The organism is Deefgea chitinilytica, assembly GCF_016881405.1.
GTDB lineage: Bacteria > Pseudomonadota > Gammaproteobacteria > Burkholderiales > Chitinibacteraceae > Deefgea > Deefgea chitinilytica.
In genome coordinates this window covers 664,665-686,452 of the sequence record NZ_WOFE01000001.1, presented here as the reverse complement: position 1 = coordinate 686,452, position 21,788 = coordinate 664,665, and the positions used below count along the sequence as shown (strand labels likewise).

Genomic DNA, 21,788 nt, shown 5'->3' with positions numbered 1-21,788 from the left:
TTAAAACCATGAAAAAATCACTTACTTTGCGCCCAGCAACGCTTGAAGATGCCGAAGGCATCGCCGAATTGATCAGAAAATCAATTACGGTTTTATGCGATCTTGATCATCAGCACGAGCCCAATCAATTAGCCGATTGGCTCAGCGACATTAATACAGCCCGCATTGCTGAATGCATTGATGAGAACTGCATTCAAGTTTTAGCACTACTGGGTAAAAAACGCGTTGGGTTTGCGGCAATGAATTGGCAAGGTGAAATCCAGTTTTTTTATGTCGCCCCAAAACAAATTGGGCAAGGTATCGGCAGTGCGCTGCTGGCGGAGCTGGAATTGGCTGCCCGTGAGCATGGCTTAAACCCTATAATGCTGGCAACGACTCACAGCGCACGCGGATTTTTCCGCCTACGCGGTTTTATTCCCACTCGCCCCGATTATGCGGAATGGTTAGAAAAACCACTCCAACACCATTAATTTATTGGAAACACAATGAACACAAAACTATTAAGCGACGCACAACTGGAACAACTCGATGCATTTTTAATGTCACCACGTACGCCAGCAGAGACAATGGACATCGAAATGCTCGATGGCTTTTTAGTCGCGCTGGCGATTGGCCCTGAAGAAGTGCCAGAGGACGAATGGCTCCCCGCTATTTTTGCCGGTACGCCGCCCGAGTTTGACGATCACGCCGAGGCGGAAGAAATTTTTGGCCTGATTCGCCAGCATGCGGCCAGCATCAAAGCCGCTTTTTCAGTGAATCGCCGCGACAATCCAGGCGAAAATCCACTGTATGTGCCGGTGATTTTGTCGGATGAAGAGCAAGACGAAAATTGGCAAGAGACCTCTGGCGTGTATTGGGCCTCTGGATTTTACGCCGGCATTGAGGCACGCGCCGACGCATGGGATGCACTACTCGAAGCAAACGAAGCACTCGATACCGCCGTAGAAAGCGTTTTGGCCTTGGCCGCAGCCGCTGAAGGTGACTTAGCCGACACCAGCCCAAGTGACGAAGTCGGCGCCGAGCCGCTCAAATTGCTCACTATCAAAGAGCGCCAAGAGCGTGTCGCAGAAATCCCATGGCATATTGAAGATATTATGTATTACGTGCTTGAAGAGAAATTTGGCAAAGTCGAGCAAGTGGTTCGCGAAGAGCCCAAAGTCGGTCGTAATGATCCTTGCCACTGCGGTTCAGGCAAAAAATTCAAAAAGTGCCACGGAGCCTAATGAGTGCCCAATTGGTTATCCATCTTGCGCCCTAGCGGCGGCCCATTTCATCGCTCGCGCATGCTGCTTGGTGCACTGGTGTTTGGCTTGACGATGGGTTACCAAGTGTTTAACCAACAGCACTTCGCCGCGGGCATGATGGGCTTTGGCATTTTGGCCACCATCATGATGGATGTGGGGGGTAATCGCCGAGAGCGTTTAGGAAGCATGGTCTTTGGCAATATACTCATCATCACCGCGGCCAGTATCAGCTTAACTATTAATCACAATTTATGGTTCTGGTTCGCGGGAATTATTTTCTTATTTAGCGTCATCGGCGCCAGCCTAAGCGCAGGTTTTGCGCTTGATTTGTTGCTGCGAATGATTGCCTCGGCCTATTTAATTGGCTATCCGGGTACTTTTATCTCGCATTCAATGCTTGCCCCTTTTTTAGCCGGCGCAATCATTACCATCGCGTTCGCACTCTGTGTCGCACCGCGAGTGAACAATCCAATCAGTTTAAGCACACCACCGCACTGGCATCGCGATTATAAGCAACTGCGCCAAGGTCAATTTGCCGGAGCCACATTTGGCCTGCTACTGGCGATTGCCTGCGCCTTTAGTTTTTTTTTCGCGCAACAACTGCATTTTTCAGCGCCGAATGTCGCCGCAATTTGTACTTTGATGGTGTTTCGGCCAGAGCCAAATCGTACTTCAACGACGATTTGGCAGCGTTTAATTGGCGTATTATTTGCATCACTACTTGCATGGGGCTGTGTGTTTAACCTCCAGTCGTATGGGGTACTGGTCGGGCTAGCCGCCATTTCTGGGGCTTTAGTACCGGTCGCTTTTGCCAATGGCTTGATGTACGTTGCCGCGGTCACCACCTTCATCGTGTATTTAATTTTAGCGCTGCTAGGCATACACGGGCATGCCGCCGTGCTTTCCGCAGAACACCGAATTTTTGAAACTTTATTAGGCGCTGCGATCGCATTCATCTTTGCAAAAATCTTTCGCAGTTTAAAACCAGCAACAGGACCTTAGTCACCATGTATCGTTTAGTTATCCAAGCGCCAGAAGTGGCCACACAAAACCTCAAACAACTGGCGCGACTTTCTGGCGCACACAGCATTGAAGCCATCAACCAGCAGGCGTTTAAATTGCACGGTGCAGAAATCGAGAATGACGAGGCCGTGGCCGATTTTTGCGAGTCGAATCAATACGACTACGCGTTTATCCCCGAAGATCACAGCGTGCGCGATATTGGCTTAGTCGTGATGGACATGGATTCAACTTTGATTACCATCGAATGCATCGATGAAATCGCCGATATGTTTGACATCAAACCGCAAGTCGCCGCCATCACCGCGGCAGCCATGCGCGGTGAGCTCGATTTTAATGAGAGCCTCACGCAGCGTGTTGCCCTACTCGCGGGTTTAGACGAAGCAGCTTTAGAACGCGTCTACGCGGAGCGTTTGCAACTGATGGCGGGCGCAGAAACCATGCTCAAAGGCTTTCACGATGCAGGCGCCAAAACACTGCTGATTTCGGGTGGCTTTACGTTTTTCACGGAAAAGCTGCAAACCCGCCTCGGCCTCACGCGCACGATAGCGAATGTGCTCGAAGTCGAAAACGGAAAACTCACTGGCCGCGTGATTGGCGATATTGTCAATGCCGAACGCAAACGCACCGAACTGATCAAAATGCGTGATGAACTTGGTCTACGTGCGGATCAAGTGGTCGCGATGGGCGATGGCGCCAATGATTTGCCGATGTTGCATGCGGCTGGATTTGGTGTGGCTTGTCACGCAAAGCCTAAAGTTCAAGCTGAAGCGCCGTTCAAAATCAATTTTGTTGGCCTTGACGGTGTTTTAAACTACTTTAAATAAGCCAGGTATTACCCTGCAAGCTTTTATTTGATTAAATTAAAAATCAATACCCAGCAAAAAACTTATACCCGAATCTTTTTTGATGGATTTGGGTATTTTTTTATCCGAACTGTGTAATAACTATGAGCAGAGCACGACTATGCTAATGTCGAGTCGTGCTCACAAAAGCCGAATGACAAAACGAGATAACAACACAAGCCCACTTTTGCTTTATAAAATTCACCCCCACTGGAGAACAACAATGAGCAATAAATCAATCATGCTAGCCTCTGCGATCGCCGCTGTTTTAGCTACCGCTGCACAACCAGCGCTGGCAGCAGATGCCGCTAAAGAAAAATGCTACGGCATCGCTAAAGCCAGCGCCAACGACTGCGCTGCCAATCGGCATTCTTGCGCAGGGCAAGCCAAAAAAGATAACGATCCTAAAGAATGGAAATATGTTGCCAAGGGCACATGTATCGAAATGAAAGGCACGTTAAAAGCGATGTAATGTTCCCATCGGCACAGCCTGCTGTGCCGATTCCACTGAAAATACGGTTTATGCTCACCACACTCCCCCCTACTGCTGGTCTTGGTTTACGCAGCCCCCACATTCAGCAGGTGTTATCCGAACAGCCCGATGTCGCTTGGTGGGAAGTTCACAGCGAGAATTACTTTGGTGGCGGTGCAGCAATCGCTAATTTAGAGAAAATTCGCCAAGACTATCCGATTAGTCTGCATGGCGTTGGCATGGGTTTAGGTAGCCCAGATCAGCTCGATGCGGCACATTTAGCGGCGCTAAAAACACTGGTAGCGCGGATTAAACCACATGCAATTTCAGAGCATCTATCATGGAATCGCTTCAATGGCAGGGTTTATGCCGATTTACTGCCAGTTCCACGCGTCGAAGGCGCAATTGCGCTACTGGCTGAGCGGATTCAAATCGTACAGGATCAGCTACAAAGGCCCATCTTGATCGAAAATGTATCTAGCTATATTCAATTTAAAGATGAGCAATATTTAGAAAGCGAAATTCTAGCTGAGCTTGTAGCTCAAACTGGGTGTGGATTACTGCTAGACGTTAATAATTTTTATGTGAGTCAAATCAATCTTGGCACAAATGCGATGCACGAGATTTCGCAGTTGCCCCTTCATGCCGTCGGAGAGATTCACATTGCTGGATTTGAAGTCTTTGATGGCGTAGCAATCGATACCCATGGCGCGGCGCCAGTAGAAGCAGTCTGGCAAATATTAGACTCGGTATTGGCACAAACGGGGCCGATTCCTGTACTGCTGGAGCGCGATCAAAACATCCCTGAATTGAGTCACTTCTTACAAGAGTACGCTGCCCTCAAAGCACGCTGTGAAGATCAATGGAAGCAGAGTCTGTCATGACCACTTACTCACAACTTATTGCGCAATTTGCAGCGGCACTCGATCAAGCCGAGCAAACTAATCCATCGCTCAGCGATGACAGCCAAAGTAACTTCGATATTTACCGCAACAATATTCAGCTCAATCGAATCAATGCGCTACGGATTGCTTACCCTTCTATTGATAAGTTACTAGGAAGTGAATTTTTTGATGCGATGGCATTGATTTATGTGCAGCAAAGCCCGTTAAGCCAAAGCAATTTACATGCGGCAGGCGCTGATTTTCCAGAATTTATCCATCAATTTCCTCATGTGGCAGCCTACCCCTATCTAAGCGATGTCGCACGGTTAGATTGGGCAATTCATCACGCGCACTATGCCCCAGACAAAACTAGCTATACAGCACAACAACTTGCTGAACAGGCCACACAGCTTGCAAGTCTGCGCTTTGAATTACACCCTGCGCTAACGCTACTGCAATCCCCTTACCCGATTGTGAGCATTTTAGAAATGCAGCAAGGTGGGGCAGCGCCGGATGATTTAAATCAGCCAGAGTACGCCGCCATCTGGCGGGATCAATACCTGAGAATCAGTGCCGCGGATTATTGCTTTTTGGCGGTCTTACAAAATGGGGACAAGCTGATGAGCGCAATCGATCAAGTTGCACAATACGATGCGGAATTTAACCCTGCGTTTGCGCTCAACTTGATTCTTGAACAAGGTCTGCTCATTTCAATCGGGTAGTTATTGGAAAGTTTCTATCGTTGACTGATTACTCAGTCGGAACTTCAAACATCTCACTATCCACACACTGTTTGGCTCGGCACAGTTTAACCTGCCAATTTGCCGGACGTGTAGCAGGTACGCCTTGCCAACTACCACACCAAACGCCAGCACTGCATGCACGAGTAATTTTTTGACTTAAAATCACTTGCCGTTTATTCACATCAATCAACAACCAACGATCAGGTGCAACCGATGGCGCTGTAGTTTGCCAACTGAGCAACACTTTCCCCATCGGTAAGCCCACGCCCAATTCAGGATCATTTGCGGTATGAACTTGCACCAGCGGTGCAGCCGGCGCGATCTCCGGACCAAGCATAGCTTCTACGGTGACCTTGTCAGATTCACTGCACAAGGTTTCCGCGCACAGACGAACCGACAATTGATGCGTACCATTCAGCAGCGGTAACTCAACTTGCCCTTCTTGGCTTTTCTCGGTTTCATCGGTAAATTTGGCCGAGCGATATATTGCTTTGCCATGATTTAATACTTCCCAAACTTTACCGGTATTGCCCCAATAAATATTCCAGCGTATCAACGCAAGCCCTTCGGTGGTCACGGGCGGAGTCCACGCCAACACGGGAATATCCGGCCGCTCGACCTTCGCTTGATTTGCATCGACAGGCCCCAGATCAACCCAAGTTTCCGCGCTAGACTCACTGCATTTTGGCTGCTCTAAAGTACCATTACACAAACGCACAACCCATTTGTGCAAACCTGGCTCAATCTGTGCAATGGTAAATTCACCGCCTTGCACTGCTTCAATCACTGTTTCAGCAGTAGTATGGTCGCCCCTAGCAGTCAATTGCTTCACTGGATCGACCTTGCCGTTTAAGCGACGAGGAACGAAATCCTTGCCACGATAACGCAATTGATTATTGTCCCAGAGCTCCCACCACAGGCCTGCGTCGCCAAAGCCAATATTCCACGCAATCGTAAATGGCCCCGTTTTTGCCCGTGCCGGCACGGGATCTAAAAATGGTTGAATGGGTGTAGAGTCGATTTTGGCGCCCATATCCACACCCGAGTTCGGCACAAATTCAGCTGGCCGAATGGCTGGGTCATTCCCTTTAGGCTGAGCTGGCGTGGGCAATGATTCACACTCCATCATGCCCAAAATCATCGAAGGACGACAAGCGAGTTGCTCACGCTTTTCAGCGTCACTACTGGATATTAAGAATCCAGCTTGCGCGGTAGCACTCAATAGCAAAAAAATTGACCCGATGACTTTCATGGAAATCCTCGCCAGACTACATTCAAGCTGCTTCAGAATGATCTAATTGTAATTGCAACATTCTTTCGCCACGAAACTCATTGACACTTACTTTATAAACCGCCAAGCAGTCTCTAGGTATAGGCTCACACCAATTAAATTTCATTGCCTCTACGACAATACCCTGCTTGGTTGCCAGTTTTAACTTGCTATGCTTTTCCCCCACAATCCGCTGCTCCACAACGCGAAAAACCCCCTGAAACACCGGAGCAGGAAAGCCTTGCCCCCAAACTTGTTTATCAAGAGCTTCTGCAGTTTCTAGCACAAACGCGTCTTCGGGTAATTCGCCGTCGGTTTCTATCACACGTGTTAACGCAGACTCATCAAGCAACTCTCGACACACTGTTTCAAATGCCGACTTAAACTCGACAAAGTCATTCACATGCAGCGACAAGCCCGCCGCCATCGCATGACCACCAAATTTACGAATTAAATGCGGAAAGCGCTTCGACACCAAATCCAGCGCATCGCGCAAATGCAAGCCAGCAATTGAGCGGCCCGAACCTTTAATTTCACCCTCGTTGCCATCGGCAAACACAATCGTCGGCCGATTAAAGCGGTCTTTCATTCGTGAAGCAACAATTCCAACGACGCCCTGATGCCATTCGGTATTGTAGAGACAAATGCTATAGCTATCTTCAACGGCAACCGAGGCCAAAGCGAGTTCGGCTTCTTCACGCATGCCATGTTCAATTTCGCGACGCGCACGATTGAGCTGATCTAACTCTTTGGCCAGCGGTAATGCAGCCTCTTCTGTCGCAGCCAATAGCGTATTAATGCCAAAGCTCATATCATCGAGTCGCCCCGCCGCATTCAGGCGCGGCCCCAAGGCAAACCCCAAGTCAAAACAGCTCGCGCGGCCATAGTAGCGGCCAGCGGCGCTAAACAGCGCCATAATGCCGGGGCAGGCTCGACCGGAACGCATTCGCTTCAAGCCCTGCTCAACTAAAATCCGGTTATTTGCATCAAGCTTGACCACATCCGCAACCGTACCCAAAGCCACAATATCAAGCCATTGCGCTAAATTTGGTTCTGACTTTTCTGCAAACGCGCCACGCGATCTCAGTTCAGCTCGAAGCGCCATCAGGACGTAAAACATCACGCCAACGCCAGCCAAATTTTTACTCGGAAATTCACAATCGGGCTGATTGGGGTTGACGATTAAAGCATTTGGTAAGGTATCCGCTGGCAGATGGTGATCGGTAATTAAAACCTCGATTCCCAACTTACGAGCAGCCTCAACGCCAGCATGGCTGGCAATCCCATTATCAACCGTAATAATAATATCGGGCTGGCGCTCTGCTGCGAGCGCAACAATCTCTGGCGTTAAACCGTAACCGTATTCAAAACGATTCGGTACGATAAAGTCGATTTTCGCGCCAAAGGCCGCCAAACCCTTCATCCCCAGTGTAGTCGCTGTGGCACCATCACAATCGTAATCACCAACAATCAACATCCGCTGACCTGCCGTGATGGCATCAGCCAAACGCGCGCCCATCTCGGCCGCGTTTTTTAACAGACTAAACGGTAGTAAGTTTTTCAGCTCATGCTCTAATTCTTTAGCAGAGGCAATCCCACGCGCGGCGTACAATTTGGCATGCAATTGAGAAAAACCTGCACCACGCAGCGCAATTTCGAGTTCAACAGGAACCTGGCGAGAGCGAATAGTAAGCACTTGAACCTTCACATTAAAATGGCAAAGCCGCAGATTGCCAAAAACGATATAAATCACGCCGAGTGACTTTAACTTGAGAGGCAGAGCTAGGAAAGGTCAATGTGAGCTGAGTCACCTGCCCAGCCTTGAGCATCGCCAACAGCGGTGCGAACCAGTTCTGCTCCAGTTGCACCCACTGCGCGCGCCACTCATAAGCATTGCCATAGATCGCATCAAAACTAAGCTGATCAAGCACCACAATCGCATCTTGATTTGGCAGATCAGCGGCACGATTCAATGCGGGCTGCCAAGCACGACCAGCCATCGCCTGTACGATTTCATTTCCACCAAAAATAGCTACGTTTGACGGCGCAATCGGCATTGTAGGATCAAAAACACCGCCGCCCCACAACCAAACGCTATTAATCATCGGTAAACCTAGCGCGTCACGCTCATCATTCACAGTATGACCATACAAGGCCATCTGAATTTCATTGATCACCGCATGAAACTTGAGCGCACTCTCGCCTTGCGGTAAGTAATCATGCATATTGCCGCCCAATGCAACATCAAGCGCAGTAAAATTCAATCGGGGGTCCGCTGGTAGTCGTAAATACCACCGTGTTGGCGTGGCGGCGATAAAGGTAAAGCGATCTTCAGCGAATAAAGTGTTGAGCGCCGCGACAAAAGTATCCGCTTCCTGTTGGCTTATTTGAAAAAATGGCACACCCAATACCGTGAGCCGATCACGATCAATCCGTAAATGCACGGGGTCGGCGCGCAACCAAAAGCCTGCTGCGGCATGCGGACAGTCCATCGACAAAGTCAGTGGTGCGACGGCATCAGACGACAAGCCCAATCGCTTGGCGATCAAATCAGTCAGATGAGTCGGTGTAGATACGTTGCGCCGACCTTTGCCGTAAAGGCGCGCCAAAGCCGGCAAAGCTAAATCTTTATTGATATGGCTGCGTAGTTCTTCATCACGCCATAGCGAATCGGGGATAATCAGTTCATAGTTCATGCGGCTGATTTTACACTGAACACAAAGATACACCGCAAAAAAAGCGCCTTCAGTATAATCACACCATGAATGCAAAAGCCAATCCGACGCCCGTACTTAAATATCTCAGCGCCTATCCTGAACATATTCAAGCCAAAGTACTTCAATTAATCGAGCGCAATGAGCTCGGAACTCTACTTGCAGAGCGCTATCCGCTGCGCCACACTGTGCAAACGGACAAAGCTTTGTACGACTATGTCATGGAAATCAAACAAGATTATTTCAGAAACTCACAAGCGCTAGCTAAAGTTGCGTTTGATAGCAAAATCAAAGTCATTCAACACGCACTAGGTACACACACCCAAATTTCACGTGTGCAAGGCGGCAAGTTAAAAAGCAAAAACGAAATTCGGATCGCGAGTTTATTTAGAGAAACGCCACCCGAATTTCTTAAAATGATCGTAACCCATGAGCTGGTACTCGCAAGTTATTATCAGTAAAACTGTACGTACAAGTTATTTGGTATATGACTTATTGTGGACTTGAAATGTTTCTTGCACTCGAGGCGGTCTGACGCTGGGGTCTGCCCGTTTTTCCCATCGCTAAAAAAACAAAAGGCCACAACCTGAACGTTCGCGGCCTTAGCAGTCGTGGATACTTTCAAATAGCACCAACTTTAAACTACTCAAAAGACCCGACTTGACAATCTAATTTACTGTGAATTCTGATTGAGAAGATTCGCAATTTGAACCGCTAAGTTGTAGCTTACGTAGCCTGCCAAATTACCTCCGTTTACCTAGAGTAGGTAAACCTCCTTGCAATGTTCGAACAGACGATGAAATTTCAGTATCATCCAAAAATTTGTTTTCATTAGCTGATTTGTTTGAGTGCGTATCTAGCTGGTGAGTAAATGCTGCTTTGAGTGCACTTATGGCGGCGGCTTCGCTGATCCCGTTTTCAAGGAAATGCTTGGCTACTGTGTAGGCATAAGTTTTGCAGTCGAATTCTTTTGGTTTAGGTTTAGTTTTTTTTGCAACATATCCTTTCCAACTCATAGGGTTAGGGTAGTCGGCTGCAAATTTGTCGGCTGCTACTAAGTCGAACCCGTTAGCTCGAAATTCGGCCAATGCATCTGCCGACACTTTGGTCAAGAACGTGCCTAATTTGTCCGGATTCTCCTTGCGGGATAGAGGGCTAGCTCCTTCTTTTAGTCCTAAGCCTGCACTTGCGTAGGCATTCGCCCAAGCCATTGCACGATCCTGCTGGGCACTTGTGTCATCTATCTGCTCGATGATCATGCCTAGATGCCTGCCGCTATTTTGCTCGATGACAAATAATATTGCGGATTGTAATAAAGACATAACTGTCTCATTCATTTCTTTTGTGTTTGTCGTAAAACGACGTTTATCTAACATCTTTTCAAATTCTTTATCAGTCATCGCCATGTTTGAAAAATCTCCCAAGTTGCCGCAACGGAACTGGCTGGGGTTAAGTGCTTAGCGGCTTCAAATTATAAGCGACTGCGCATTCGCGTAAAGTTTGATCGTGCAGATCAAGTACTGGTCTAATGGAACCCAACTCGTCTCTTTGATAACCTCCTGCGAGATTCCACGCCACCGGCAACTGAAAGCGCCGACAGTATTCAAATACAATACGATCTCGTCTTTGCATTTGCTCACTCGTTAAAAAGCCGCCTAGTGGATCATCGATGTGTGGGTCTGCCCCAGCCTGATACAGTAGCAAAGTACAGTCGGTGAAGCTGTGCATTACCTTGGGCAAATCGGCTAGAAAGCCTTCGGCATATTCGGGAAGCGTAGTCCAGCGTGCCCCCATGCTGATGTGCTCGATCCAAGCCTCAAGCTTAAGTCGATCAATAATGGCCTGACTACCGTCACCATAATGCACATCACAGTCCAGAATACCTATTTTGTGAACTAGGCCTGCTTGCTTGAGTGCGATGGCGGTTACTAACAAACCGTTAAACGTGCAATAGCCAAATGCATCGCTATAGCCTGCATGGTGAAATCCTGATACGGGAGCAATGGCAACTTGCTGGTTTTTTAGTGCCTCATGGGCAGCTGCCAGCATTGCGCCAACGGTATAGCGACAGCTTTCCGCAAGTATGGGGTCTTTTGTCCGAAACCCATTCACCCGCGTACCTGCAAAAATACCGTCTACATAGTCTGAATCATGCGCTAGTTTCAGTAATTCATTACTGGCAGGCTCGATATCATGAATAGAAATTGAAATATCCAAGGCTTGCCATGAAGCTAAAACGGCCCTCGGCTTTGCTGCACTAGGCGAGAAACTGGCCACATTGCCAATCATCTTTTCCGAATAAAAGACGGGTATGGCAGTCATTGGAGGCAAAGGAAGCATCATGATAAGCCTCCATTCGCAAGATGATGACCCCAGTGGCTGCCTTCCACATTCATTTCGAGTAAAAGCTTCTGGGTTTGCTGCACCCGTTCTAACAAAAAGGCAAAATGATCTTTGGCGCGGCCATTCAGTTCAGCGACAAGCGCCTCGTGATCAGCCTTTAACTTGCTCACTTCTAGGCTGTGTAGGTACTCCGGCACACTCATGTCCGTGGGCCGCATCACATGACCTTCTGGGGCCTGAAGAGAATCGTCACTTAACAAAATCGGTAGAGTAGTCTCATCTGCCTCCTCGATTGGAACTAATTGGATGATCTCTAGCAAATATTGCATGTCTGCCCAATTACGGATCAGCATGAGCTGAACCACCTTGTCGACTGTATGTGGCCCTTCTAATAAAGAAAAGATAGCTGCAGGATCAAAAGCGATATGGGTGCCACTAGGTAGAGCGGGCATGATGATTTCCTATGCAGCATGAGGGCTGCCGAATGATTCATACCCATATCATGCTACTTGCGCAGGCTCACCTAATGACCGTATTAATTCATTGACTGGCTCAGAGTTGATGAGCCAGTAACTTACCAACTCAGAGTTTCTGCAATTGCCTCAATGCCGATCAGGGCATTGCAGGCTAAACTGAGTGAACCAGTGGGGCCTTCAGATTCTGTAGGATTGATGCGGATCAGCGATGTGTTTTCTGCATTTTCACGGTGTAGCAAGCGTTCACCGGCTCGACGTACTGTGGCAATTGTAGTGCCTGCGCCGAGCTCGATAATGACCAGTCGTTGCGGCTTTTCCAGCCAGCGATTCAGTCGCTGCCGCTGTTCATCGCTACGTTGACCAAGCCATTCCCAGTCGCCAAACATCAGGATGTTGGGCCGCAGTAGTGCGCCACATTGTTGGCAGGCAGGCAATTTGCCTATCCACCTACAATTGTCGGTATCAATTTCGGGTACCAGCCAATCAGCAGATTCGATGTGAGTGCTACATGCATCCAAGCATTGCAAATGATGAATGGAACCGTGGCACTCAGATATTCGCTGTTCTGAAAAGCCAGCTTTCTGGAATTGCCCATCAACATTACTCGTAAAAATCGATGCCCCATGGAGTAAACGCTCTCCCCAGCGGTTAAGCAACTTAAAGCCATTATGGGGTTGTGTTTCTCGATATAGTTTTAACCGATGACCATAAAATCCCCACGCTAGTGCGGGATCAGTGCGAAAGGTTTGCGGACAGGCGACATCCATGAAACTAAGATTGGCTTTGCCCAACGCTGGATATGCCTCCCAGAATCCATTATCACCACGAAAATCAGGTAAGCCAGAATCAACCCCCATTCCTGCGCCAGCGGTAATTAGGAGACCATCAGCATGACGAATTCGATCAGCAGCCTTTCTTGCGCTTGAATGTAGTGGGCTGAGATTGAGCGAGGGCGCATTAATAGGCTTTGGTGCGAGCAATTCGGCACCATACTGAGTCACCGCTGCTTGCAGTTGATCGGCCACTGTTTTGCGTAATTCTGGTGGGTCTAGTACTTCCACGTCGGCACCGTGCCGTAAGATATCCATCACTAATTCACGATCTCCGCGATACGGTAGATCTAGCAAATAGGTTTCAACATCTTGCCATTCGCCATGCTGCTCAGCGTGCCAGGTTTCTCGGCTCACATAATGCGCGGCTTTACCGCTGAATTTTAATCGTGCCCATTGGCGGTCATTCCCACTAAAAATGCCATAACCGCCATCCTGTGCTTGTTGCAATTCTTCATCAGGGATATCAAGGGCGGTTTCTGGAAGCAGACTCACACATTCGATGCTATCTAAAGCAAACGAGCGAATGGCATTCCGCAAGTGGCACCATGCTTCCAAATACCAAGCGTTGCGGTAATGTGTCAGGCGCTGTGGTGAAACTGTACGTTCGGTAGCTACTGCGGCTCCGGCTGGCCGATAACTTAAAGCAAGGCGTTGCCGCTGCATGACTGCATGAGCAATGGCCTCGAAATGGGCAGCTTCAATTGGGCGATGTTGCGATGGCAACAAACGAATGCGCCGTGATACTGCATCTGGATCCAGACCCTCATCCGCTAACAGCGTACGCAAACGCGTCTGAAATGGACCAACATGGCCTGATAGTAAACTAGGCTCAAGTTGTGATAATACATGCTGCATCGACAAAAGTGCGATCGCTTCCTTCGCTGAAAACCACAGCCCAGGCAATTCAAACTGACCTGCTGCTTGAGCTGATTCAAAACGATATCCGCGTACTTCTCGATCCCAAATAATGGGCGCACGCAATCGGTCGCGTAGGTAATCCATATCTCGCTTGAAAGTTGCTCGGGAAATTTCTAGCTCATCGAGGAACATCGAGATCGGCACTACCCGCCGTTCATGAAGTAACTGGTTGATGCGGAATAGACGTTCGGACTGACTCATTGCAGCTCCAAATATAGGGGGTGCTACACATTGTATTGCCTATTTAGGTCAAACAAGAAAGTGGGAATCGCCTCTGTGGCGCTCATGCTATGAGCCACTAGAATAGCTATACTGGGTTTAATTCATCCAGCTGAAAGCACTATGAGCTGAGCATGGCCCGTGAAAACGCCAGAGAGGTCTAATACTGATGAAAGCACGTTACCACCAATTGAATCTGAATTCAGGCTTTAATCCACTGGATCCGCGACATGTTTCGAACCCCGAGTGTTGGCTAACTGGCGATGAGAAAACTCTTTTTGAGATGACGCTTATCGATCGAATGCGCTTGCAAGAACGCGCAAAAGGCTCGTGGAATGAAGCGGAGATAGGAGTTTGGAACCTCACAATCACAAAAGTTTTATAGCTGAACAATTAGTGCTGCTGGCCAAACAGCTAAGAGAATTCGGATCCCATTGAGTAAATTCAAACAAGATTTAATTACACTAGCACCACATATCTGATAGAGGCTCACTCTATAAGCCACACCACAGCGCATACTAGACAAACACCGAATCAACTGTATGTGTTTTCTAAAGATACGAAATTTCGTTCTTTTTTAGAAAATAGCTAAAGGAAACCCAGTGAATAACATGAAGTGTGAGAAATTAAATCAATTGATTGCATCGTTGTTAGCAGAGATAGCGCAGGGTCGCTCGGCGATCCTTATACACATGGGAAGTAGGGATGCATTAGAGGTGAAGATCAAAGAAATTGAATCGGTAATGAGCCTTTGTAAAGAAAATGAAATAATTGCATATCTGAATGGATGTCATGCCCGTCTATCTAAATTGCCTTTGAAAGATGTTGCTACACCTGTAAATATTGTTGATGTAAAATTAGAAAAAAAACCATCCAAAGTTAAAAAATCTATACCAAATCAAAAATTAGCTTTGCGCGCAAATAACATTGTAAAAAATAAGACCAATTCTAAATACAAGCAGAAATCTACCCGAGTTACCAAATCAATAGGTCGGAACCCAGTTACGTCGTTCGCAACAGCCGTTGACGTAACATGCTCACAGAGAAGCCCAGATCTAAAAAGATTATATGGACTAAAAAAAACAGCACAAGAATGGTTAAAAATGCAGCCTTACGACAACGTTGGTCATTTAGCGCGTTTAATGAGAAAGACTGAAGCTAAATTGTTACAACTTAGTCATTCAGGCGGTCTGCGGCACCATTCGGCAAAACCTATTGTAGATTGCTGCCCTATTTGTGGTGAGCGAATTCCCCAGACAATGATAACTAAGCACATTGAATTTAGTCATCCTTCAGGCACTAGCAAAGTTGAAACCGCCCGAACTATGCAATTGTTGAGCGATGATAAAAAACATGAGTTTGCTAGATATGCCAATCACTCTTACGCAACAAAGCCAATCGAATCAAAAAACGATTTATTAGGACAACGAACTCACGTTCCCATTACCCAACGCCCGCCTTCCAATCCGGACGCGCATAAATTGCCGCCTCCACAAAAGAAACCAAAGGCTAAATCAAATATACCGAAGGCATCTACTGCTAATACTACAACCCCAAATGTGAGTTTGTGTATCTGCGGGGGTGGGAATCCAGAATGTAGCCAATGTGGCGGCACGGGTGTTGTAAACATATATCAAATTGGTTCTCAACAAAGACAACTTACTGCCATAAAAAGATCTGAAAAAGATGCTGGAATTACTAAAGGTAATTTTCGAGACGTCATTCATGGACAATTCGGAAGCATGCCATCTTACGAAGGTGATGGTAAAAAGCATTAATGTTAAAACCAATCAATTTTCTTTGGGCACATACCCCATTAACAATGCAGATAAAATATGCCACCCCAAATAAAGGTCACACTATTCCTTTGGCAAAAACAAAGGAATTACGTTACCCCCTCTAAACTGAGCCAATTCTTTTTTCAACTCAGCAATTACCACCAACATTTTAATATTTTCCGAAACCAAATATTCATATTGCTCTCTTAGCTGACCATACTCCTCCTTAATTTTTTTATTTCTTTCTTTCAAAACGTCACCAGGACTTTTTTGAACGCAGCAATTTTGATTAGTTGCGGCCTGATCAATAGCACTAATTAAAACGGAAAACATAGCGCGACTACGCTTGATACTGCCACGTTTTCGCCCCGCCTCAATTGCAACAGAATCATTAGATATTTTTGTGTTTTTCGGAACTACTCTAGGTGCATTCTTAATCAACCGTTCTAATGCATCAAAATATTCCAAAATACTCTGCGACATAATCTTCCTCACTAACTTAATTTTTTATAGGCTTCGTACATGACATTCAAAGCTGAAATCTCAATTTTATGTTCAATTGAATCAACCTCAAGCTGATTCACAAATGACTCTTGACACTTAATCAATCTACTAAGTTTCGAAGAGGTGCAGACCATGTTCTTGCAATTGCTTTTCAAACAATCTAGACTCAGCCAATTTATGGCTGGTTGATGACAACCTACAGTGGAAGTACAACCCCCAATCGGAGTTTCTTTATAGCTAATGTCTCCTCTTTGAAACATCTTCACGATGGTTTCACGGCTTTGAGTGAGAAGCTGGGCATCAGATTTAATCCGTAATTCAACCCAGCTGCCATGCCCACCAGAAATTGAATCATCTGTTTCAAGAACATTTTTTATATAGCCAATTGCTGAAGAAGAAGAAGAAGCATTCTGCCACTCAAAAACAAAGTGATCAGTATTCCATGGTGAAATAAAATCTAAAGCAAATAATGCACCACGTGCATAATATTTTGTCATCGCATTAGTCAAATGCTGCAATTGTCGCCGTAAACTCGGTAAAGAAACAATACCTGATCTGTGCGCGTACACAGCAAGCGAGCGCCGCAATTGATGAGATGAAAAATGCCAAGCAGAGCCTACTTTAAAATTACTTTCAGCGCTCCACGCGCGATGAAGATCAATTTGTTGGAGCTCTTTAATATCATCAATTTCAATTTTTGGCTGAATCCACTTTCTAAATTTTTTCATGGTTGCTAAATTCAAAACACCTGGCTGTAAGCGCTGCGACTCAGGACGAAGCCCCCACAAATACCCAACAGACACAAATAGTGGTGTGTTTTTTGTTTCGTCCTTATAATCAAAATCTATTAAATCTGAAATAAAAACAGCGATCTCTTGTGCGATTTTAACAGCATCAACTGCAGTGGAATTGGTAATCCAAGAAGCCGCAGCAGGTTGGCCATTATTCATCTTCGTTGAAAAACCATCAATCCAAAAAACCTCATCATCAGCAAATTTCTTTGAATGGTCACAATACAATGGGAGGGTCGATGCTTCGTCGTCTCGCATCCCGGTATATGCTTGCACAGTCAATTTAACAGCCAATTGCACATCACCAATCAAAGAAGTCAATCCACGAACACTGTATAAATACCCATTCTTTATTAAATAATTAGCAAGATTCTCTGAACATACATCCTCGAATTTCGGATAGATAACACCGGCAACTGGTTTGTTCTTTCTGTATAATTTTGACTCCTTTGTTCGCCCCCATAGTTTATCTAAATAGGAATGGGAAACCAGATGCATCACCTCGGTCTTGATTTCCTGCCATTCAATAATTTTCTCAGATAAACGAGTCAAAATAATTGAGTAAATTCTCGTCGGTAGGGGTGGGTGCTGCTTCAGTTTTTCTCTGTATACTCTATCAACCCCCTTTAATTTAAACATTTTTTCACAATCAACAATCTTAAATCCAGTTTCACTAAAATCTAGCTTGGACAATGCGGCAAATATAGAGCCAGCAGTTTCTTTTTGCCACCCCGACGCACCAGAAAAGAACTCCTTAATCAATTCTTGATTAGAAAAAAACAAAAAATAATCACATTTTCTATCAAAAATAAATTTCGCAATAACACCAACAACACCACTATAATTGATCAACGTCCGATCACTCAGCCTTCGACCTTTTTTTCTAAACATTAACAAATATGTTATATATTTCACAAAAATTTTCGCCTCCAAATCACACTCACTCAAAAAAAATATAGTACCGCTTTTTGCCCTCAACTCATTACTATTTAACACCCATGAATCATCTGAGAATCGTGATTTAACACTTCCATCACTCGCATACGATATAATTGTATTATTTTCTGGCAAGAACCCAGGTGGAGCACTAACAATTAAGCCATCTATTACATCATTCAAAACACTAAGACCCATTTCAAAACCCCATATTTACTAATAAGTTTAGTTTGTTCATCCAATAATTATCTAGCAGTTGCTCTCCCTCGACTTGCATCTCAATTTTTTTCACTAAAATTTCATTTTTATTTCTTACACTTTCTAGCAACTCATCAATACGATTTACCATCTTTGATAATGCTTCTGAATGCGCAGTCCCAACTTTTGAATCAGTCATTTGTAACTTCAAACAAAAACGCGCACTTAGGATTTTTCGGACATCAAGCTCATCAATAACCAGCCGATATTTATTACAGGAGAAGCACCCAAATAAATCATTACAATTTGGGTTGATAGCGGCAGAGTCGTGGCACGTACCAGATGGATTTCCGTAATCCGCACATGAGCCAACAGGACTTTTTAATTCTTTATCATCTCGTTTATCTTTAACAAAGCCATCAAGCGCCGCGAAGAAACTACCCAATTCTTTCTGCTGAACTTCTTCTCCACCTTGGCTGTAATGTTTTTTAATTGTGTCTATAGAATTGTTTAAAATAGAACTTACTGCAGGCAGATCATTTTTAGTTTGTAACTTTGTTGACATTGATGCGCGCCACTGTCGAGCACGCACGCCAACAACATCAAGATCCGGATCTAATCTTGATAGTACTTTAAAGATTTTACTCATACTTGACCCGATTTTCTTTGCCTTATTGCTTTTACTAAAACGCACCCCAAAATCAAAGAAAAGCAGACCAAAGTAATTTCCATTTAGCAAGTACCTCCTTAATTCCAAATACTTCTTAAAAAGAGGCATAAAACCAAGTGGTAGTTCAAAATATACCTCTTTGTTATTTGCGCGATACTTAATACTTCGAAATCCTTGCCGTTGACTTTTAATATCATACTGATCATTTTCTGACCACACCAAGTCTCTCAATTGAGCCCAGTTAATTCCCGTCGCAGCAACAAAAAGCACGATGTAAGCGGCCATAGCATGCTGGGCAATCCGTCTGCGCTGCGCATGCTGCATATCTAAATTTGCACTTTCAATTTGATCATTTGCACTTTTAACTGATGCCCGAAGTGATGACTTTGATTTCTGTGAGCCAAACAATTTACTCAGCTCGTTAAAATCTCGAACAGTTCCATTGGAATAGTTATTTGCAATTGAAAATCCTCTATTACATTTCCCATCATGCAGCGGACCATCATTTTCGTTATACGCCCAAACAGTTGTTGGGAATATCCATAATTCATTATTTTTCCATTTAAGATAGCTAGGCAACTTAATGCAAAATGGATATTTTTTCTCATTTATGATATGATCATGAATACACTGGAAAAATAAATTGCAAATACCTAATGTTCTTTTTTGGGCGAAATCGCTAGGAACCACTGTTTCCTTTACTTTATCGATACCAACAATCAATCTGTCTTTAATCACATAATCAACTTCAAAAACAAATGATAGAATTTCATTAACGATCTCAAGATGCCTCGTTGCAGTTTTGAAATTAATCTCGCGTTTCTGAGCTCGGAGGGTGAGATACTTCTTAAATTTCTCAAGTGTATCTTTCGACTTTTCCAATCCGACAATTGCATCGCTTTCAATATTTCCCTCACACCAGTAAAAGAAACTAAAAAATCTTCTTAACGCATCTCGAATTGTGATCGGCCTAATTCCTTGCTTGTACTTATCATTCGAATATTCGATCAACCTATTTATCACACTCCTTGTCAAATTCTTGCTGTTATGCATTTTATGAAGGTGAATACATCCATCCACCCCTGAAATCATCAATAATTTTGGTGTATCAAACGGAATATTCCCCGCCCCATCAAAAGGAACTTTGATCATCTCATATTTATCTCTCATTCATTTTCCTCCGCTTGATCCATCAATATTTGTAGATCATTATAAAATTCGTCTCGAATAAATCGCTCATGCGTTATTTTCTTTTTGTAGTTCAAGTAATGATCTGTCTGCTGTGCACTCGCATGCCCCATTCTGTGTTGCACATATGTCCTAGCGTCGCTTAAAGTAATTAAACCTTTTTCAACCAACCCAATTTGATATTCAGTTAAATTCATACCAAATGTCGCCCTTAAATCATGAAATTTAAATGAAAAATCTTTCTTATATCTTTTCCTAATCCAAGGCAACATTTGTTCAGACAAATACTGACGGACCGCTTGGCCATTATTAAAATACCTTTTGCCATCACTGGAAACTGAACCTAGCACTTTTTTCTCATAAAATGGCTGCCCCGTTTTACTTAGAAAAACATTGTTATTATATTCAGGACTAGCTAGCGCTCTTCTCTTTGATGCTCTTTCACTTTTAATATACCGATATAATTTCATAGCAAACCATGCCGGCATGATAATTACCAGTTTCTTATTTTTTTTAGTGTCTATGCCAGTTGCAGGCCCAGCAGGAATTCTAATTTCTTCAGGAACAATTCCTTCACACACATTAATTATTGCCTCCACATTCATTGTTAATATTGTTTGAATACGAGCACCAGTAATCAATGCAAAAACAAATATTAGCCTCATCTCAACATTCTTATTTTGCATTAAGAAGTCGCAAATATATTTTTGCTCATCACTTGGAATTGGTTTTAAATTTCCACCATCAATAATTGTTTCACCATATTGATAGCCATCTCGAGAAGAACTAAAACTTAAGTCCGTCTTTTTTTTGATAATTCTATATTCTTTTCCAATCGTATCAACTGCAAACCGCACCACTTCTCTCTCCCCCCACGGGTCATATTTAGGCTTAAACAATTTATTTACGATTAACCATCGGTAGAATCCAATTACTGACTTCATAATTCTGGAGGCTGTATTTTCAGAAATCTCTCCTGACTGCACTCGTATTTTTAACTCTCCATACATGCGATAAGTAGGCCTTCGAATCTTAATGCAATCAAAATCTAGCCAATTTAAATTATTATCTTCTAGGAAGTTTTTATAAGCCACCAGACCCTCCGCAATACTAGAGACAGTCTCAATTCTCATTCCATTTTCAACAATCTGACAAAAAACATACAGAGCAGCTTCTTTCCATATATCCCCACGCAACGAAACAATTACTGGCATTTTATTTATGCCAATCGCACCAGTAGATATCAAACTATAAATACTTTGATCGCTTCTGCTAACCATATTTTCGACACATTGATTTTTATCTTTGTTATCCAAATACCTATCATCAGATAGTTCCCAATTAAAATCAGGCAATAATATTTTTTTCCATTTATTCATATCACCACCACAATCAAAATCTATCTAATTTAAAAGTTCACTACAAATTGAAAAAATTATCATATCTTTCATCAAGTTCAGTTTACTTATTACTTTGAGGTCACCCTTGGAAAAAGCGAACGATTATCATTTGTGTCGAGCTGTTTTAATACAAACAATGCGTACTCTTTCCACTGGCACACCTCCAATCGGAGTGTATTTTTTACACTGTATAATCTACACTGTAGCAGTTGCGCCGTGGCATGTAAAATTTTCGTCGAGCACAATTTAGCAAGCTGTCCGGGCTGAACTTGAGAAACAGCCCGAAATCACAAATCCGAGCCGACATAGATGGGCATGGGGCTCCGCTTAAAAGAGCCTCCA

The 21,788-nt window shown here is 44.6% G+C and carries 20 protein-coding genes; 9 read left to right on the top strand and 11 right to left on the bottom strand.

Going from position 1 to position 21,788, the window contains the following annotated elements; genetic code table 11:
* Positions 1 to 8 precede the first annotated feature (8 nt).
* The 7 genes from GM173_RS03130 to GM173_RS03100 all read left to right on the top strand — a co-directional run bounded on the left by GM173_RS03130 (position 9) and on the right by GM173_RS03100 (position 5,187).
* Complete coding sequence (locus GM173_RS03130; RefSeq protein ID WP_203569864.1) at positions 9 to 470, top strand: GNAT family N-acetyltransferase; 462 nt, start codon at positions 9 to 11, stop codon at positions 468 to 470.
* A gap of 15 nt (positions 471 to 485) precedes the next feature.
* A complete protein-coding gene (locus tag GM173_RS03125) occupies positions 486 to 1,223 on the top strand; it encodes a UPF0149 family protein (RefSeq protein ID WP_203569863.1) in 738 nt (245 codons plus the stop codon).
* Between the two features lie 3 nt (positions 1,224 to 1,226).
* On the top strand, positions 1,227 to 2,246 hold the full coding sequence (locus GM173_RS16280; RefSeq protein ID WP_203569862.1) for an FUSC family protein: 1,020 nt from the start codon (positions 1,227 to 1,229) through the stop codon (positions 2,244 to 2,246).
* A gap of 5 nt (positions 2,247 to 2,251) precedes the next feature.
* Complete coding sequence (gene serB / locus GM173_RS03115) at positions 2,252 to 3,091, top strand: phosphoserine phosphatase SerB (RefSeq protein ID WP_203569861.1); 840 nt, start codon at positions 2,252 to 2,254, stop codon at positions 3,089 to 3,091.
* A 241-nt stretch (positions 3,092 to 3,332) separates the two neighbouring features.
* Complete coding sequence (locus GM173_RS03110) at positions 3,333 to 3,581, top strand: BufA1 family periplasmic bufferin-type metallophore (RefSeq protein WP_203569860.1); 249 nt, start codon at positions 3,333 to 3,335, stop codon at positions 3,579 to 3,581.
* The gene (gene bufB, locus GM173_RS03105; protein ID WP_203569859.1) at positions 3,581 to 4,465 is read left to right on the top strand and encodes an MNIO family bufferin maturase; all 885 of its coding nucleotides are present in this window, start codon (positions 3,581 to 3,583) and stop codon (positions 4,463 to 4,465) included. Before GM173_RS03110 ends, bufB begins: the two co-directional genes overlap by 1 nt.
* Positions 4,462 to 5,187: an HvfC/BufC N-terminal domain-containing protein gene (locus tag GM173_RS03100; RefSeq protein ID WP_203569858.1), complete on the top strand. Its 726-nt coding sequence runs from the start codon at positions 4,462 to 4,464 to the stop codon at positions 5,185 to 5,187. Before bufB ends, GM173_RS03100 begins: the two co-directional genes overlap by 4 nt.
* A 28-nt stretch (positions 5,188 to 5,215) precedes the next feature.
* Here GM173_RS03100 and GM173_RS03095 read toward each other — a convergent pair whose 3' ends face one another.
* From GM173_RS03095 to GM173_RS03085, 3 genes are read right to left on the bottom strand one after another with little or no spacing between them, the layout of a single operon-like run.
* Positions 5,216 to 6,460, bottom strand: coding sequence for a chitinase N-terminal domain-containing protein (locus GM173_RS03095; protein WP_203569857.1), 1,245 nt, complete (start codon positions 6,458 to 6,460; stop codon positions 5,216 to 5,218).
* Positions 6,461 to 6,482: 22 nt separating this feature from the next.
* The gene (gene recJ / locus GM173_RS03090) at positions 6,483 to 8,174 is read right to left on the bottom strand and encodes a single-stranded-DNA-specific exonuclease RecJ (protein WP_203569856.1); all 1,692 of its coding nucleotides are present in this window, start codon (positions 8,172 to 8,174) and stop codon (positions 6,483 to 6,485) included.
* Between the two features lie 13 nt (positions 8,175 to 8,187).
* Complete coding sequence (locus GM173_RS03085) at positions 8,188 to 9,174, bottom strand: hypothetical protein (protein WP_203569855.1); 987 nt, start codon at positions 9,172 to 9,174, stop codon at positions 8,188 to 8,190.
* A 65-nt stretch (positions 9,175 to 9,239) separates the two neighbouring features.
* Between GM173_RS03085 and GM173_RS03080 the strand changes: the two genes are divergently transcribed.
* Positions 9,240 to 9,653 (top strand): M48 family metallopeptidase, encoded by a 414-nt coding sequence (locus GM173_RS03080; protein ID WP_203569854.1) that lies wholly within the window; start codon positions 9,240 to 9,242, stop codon positions 9,651 to 9,653.
* A gap of 282 nt (positions 9,654 to 9,935) precedes the next feature.
* Here the strand turns inward: GM173_RS03080 and GM173_RS03075 are convergent, their stop codons facing one another.
* From GM173_RS03075 to GM173_RS03060, 4 genes are all read right to left on the bottom strand, one after another.
* Positions 9,936 to 10,598 (bottom strand): hypothetical protein, encoded by a 663-nt coding sequence (locus GM173_RS03075; RefSeq protein WP_203569853.1) that lies wholly within the window; start codon positions 10,596 to 10,598, stop codon positions 9,936 to 9,938.
* A gap of 43 nt (positions 10,599 to 10,641) precedes the next feature.
* Positions 10,642 to 11,535, bottom strand: coding sequence for an arginase family protein (locus GM173_RS03070; protein ID WP_203569852.1), 894 nt, complete (start codon positions 11,533 to 11,535; stop codon positions 10,642 to 10,644).
* Entirely contained in the window at positions 11,532 to 11,987 is a 456-nt protein-coding gene (locus tag GM173_RS03065; RefSeq protein WP_203569851.1) for a hypothetical protein, read from the bottom strand. Before GM173_RS03065 ends, GM173_RS03070 begins: the two co-directional genes overlap by 4 nt.
* A 122-nt stretch (positions 11,988 to 12,109) precedes the next feature.
* Complete coding sequence (locus GM173_RS03060; protein ID WP_203569850.1) at positions 12,110 to 13,963, bottom strand: Sir2 family NAD-dependent protein deacetylase; 1,854 nt, start codon at positions 13,961 to 13,963, stop codon at positions 12,110 to 12,112.
* A 620-nt stretch (positions 13,964 to 14,583) separates the two neighbouring features.
* On the opposite strand from GM173_RS03060, the gene GM173_RS03055 reads away from it, so the two are divergent.
* Positions 14,584 to 15,759: a hypothetical protein gene (locus GM173_RS03055; RefSeq protein ID WP_203569849.1), complete on the top strand. Its 1,176-nt coding sequence runs from the start codon at positions 14,584 to 14,586 to the stop codon at positions 15,757 to 15,759.
* 81 nt (positions 15,760 to 15,840) lie between these two features.
* Here the strand turns inward: GM173_RS03055 and GM173_RS03050 are convergent, their stop codons facing one another.
* The 4 genes from GM173_RS03050 to GM173_RS03035 are packed head-to-tail and all read right to left on the bottom strand — an operon-like array spanning position 15,841 to position 21,425.
* The gene (locus tag GM173_RS03050; protein ID WP_203569848.1) at positions 15,841 to 16,242 is read right to left on the bottom strand and encodes a hypothetical protein; all 402 of its coding nucleotides are present in this window, start codon (positions 16,240 to 16,242) and stop codon (positions 15,841 to 15,843) included.
* Between the two features lie 11 nt (positions 16,243 to 16,253).
* Entirely contained in the window at positions 16,254 to 18,188 is a 1,935-nt protein-coding gene (locus GM173_RS03045) for a hypothetical protein (protein WP_203569847.1), read from the bottom strand.
* A gap of 1 nt (position 18,189) precedes the next feature.
* Positions 18,190 to 20,028: a hypothetical protein gene (locus GM173_RS03040; RefSeq protein WP_203569846.1), complete on the bottom strand. Its 1,839-nt coding sequence runs from the start codon at positions 20,026 to 20,028 to the stop codon at positions 18,190 to 18,192.
* A complete protein-coding gene (locus tag GM173_RS03035; RefSeq protein ID WP_203569845.1) occupies positions 20,025 to 21,425 on the bottom strand; it encodes a tyrosine-type recombinase/integrase in 1,401 nt (466 codons plus the stop codon). The genes GM173_RS03040 and GM173_RS03035 overlap by 4 nt, the downstream gene beginning before the upstream one ends.
* Between the last annotated feature and the right edge of the window lie 363 nt (positions 21,426 to 21,788).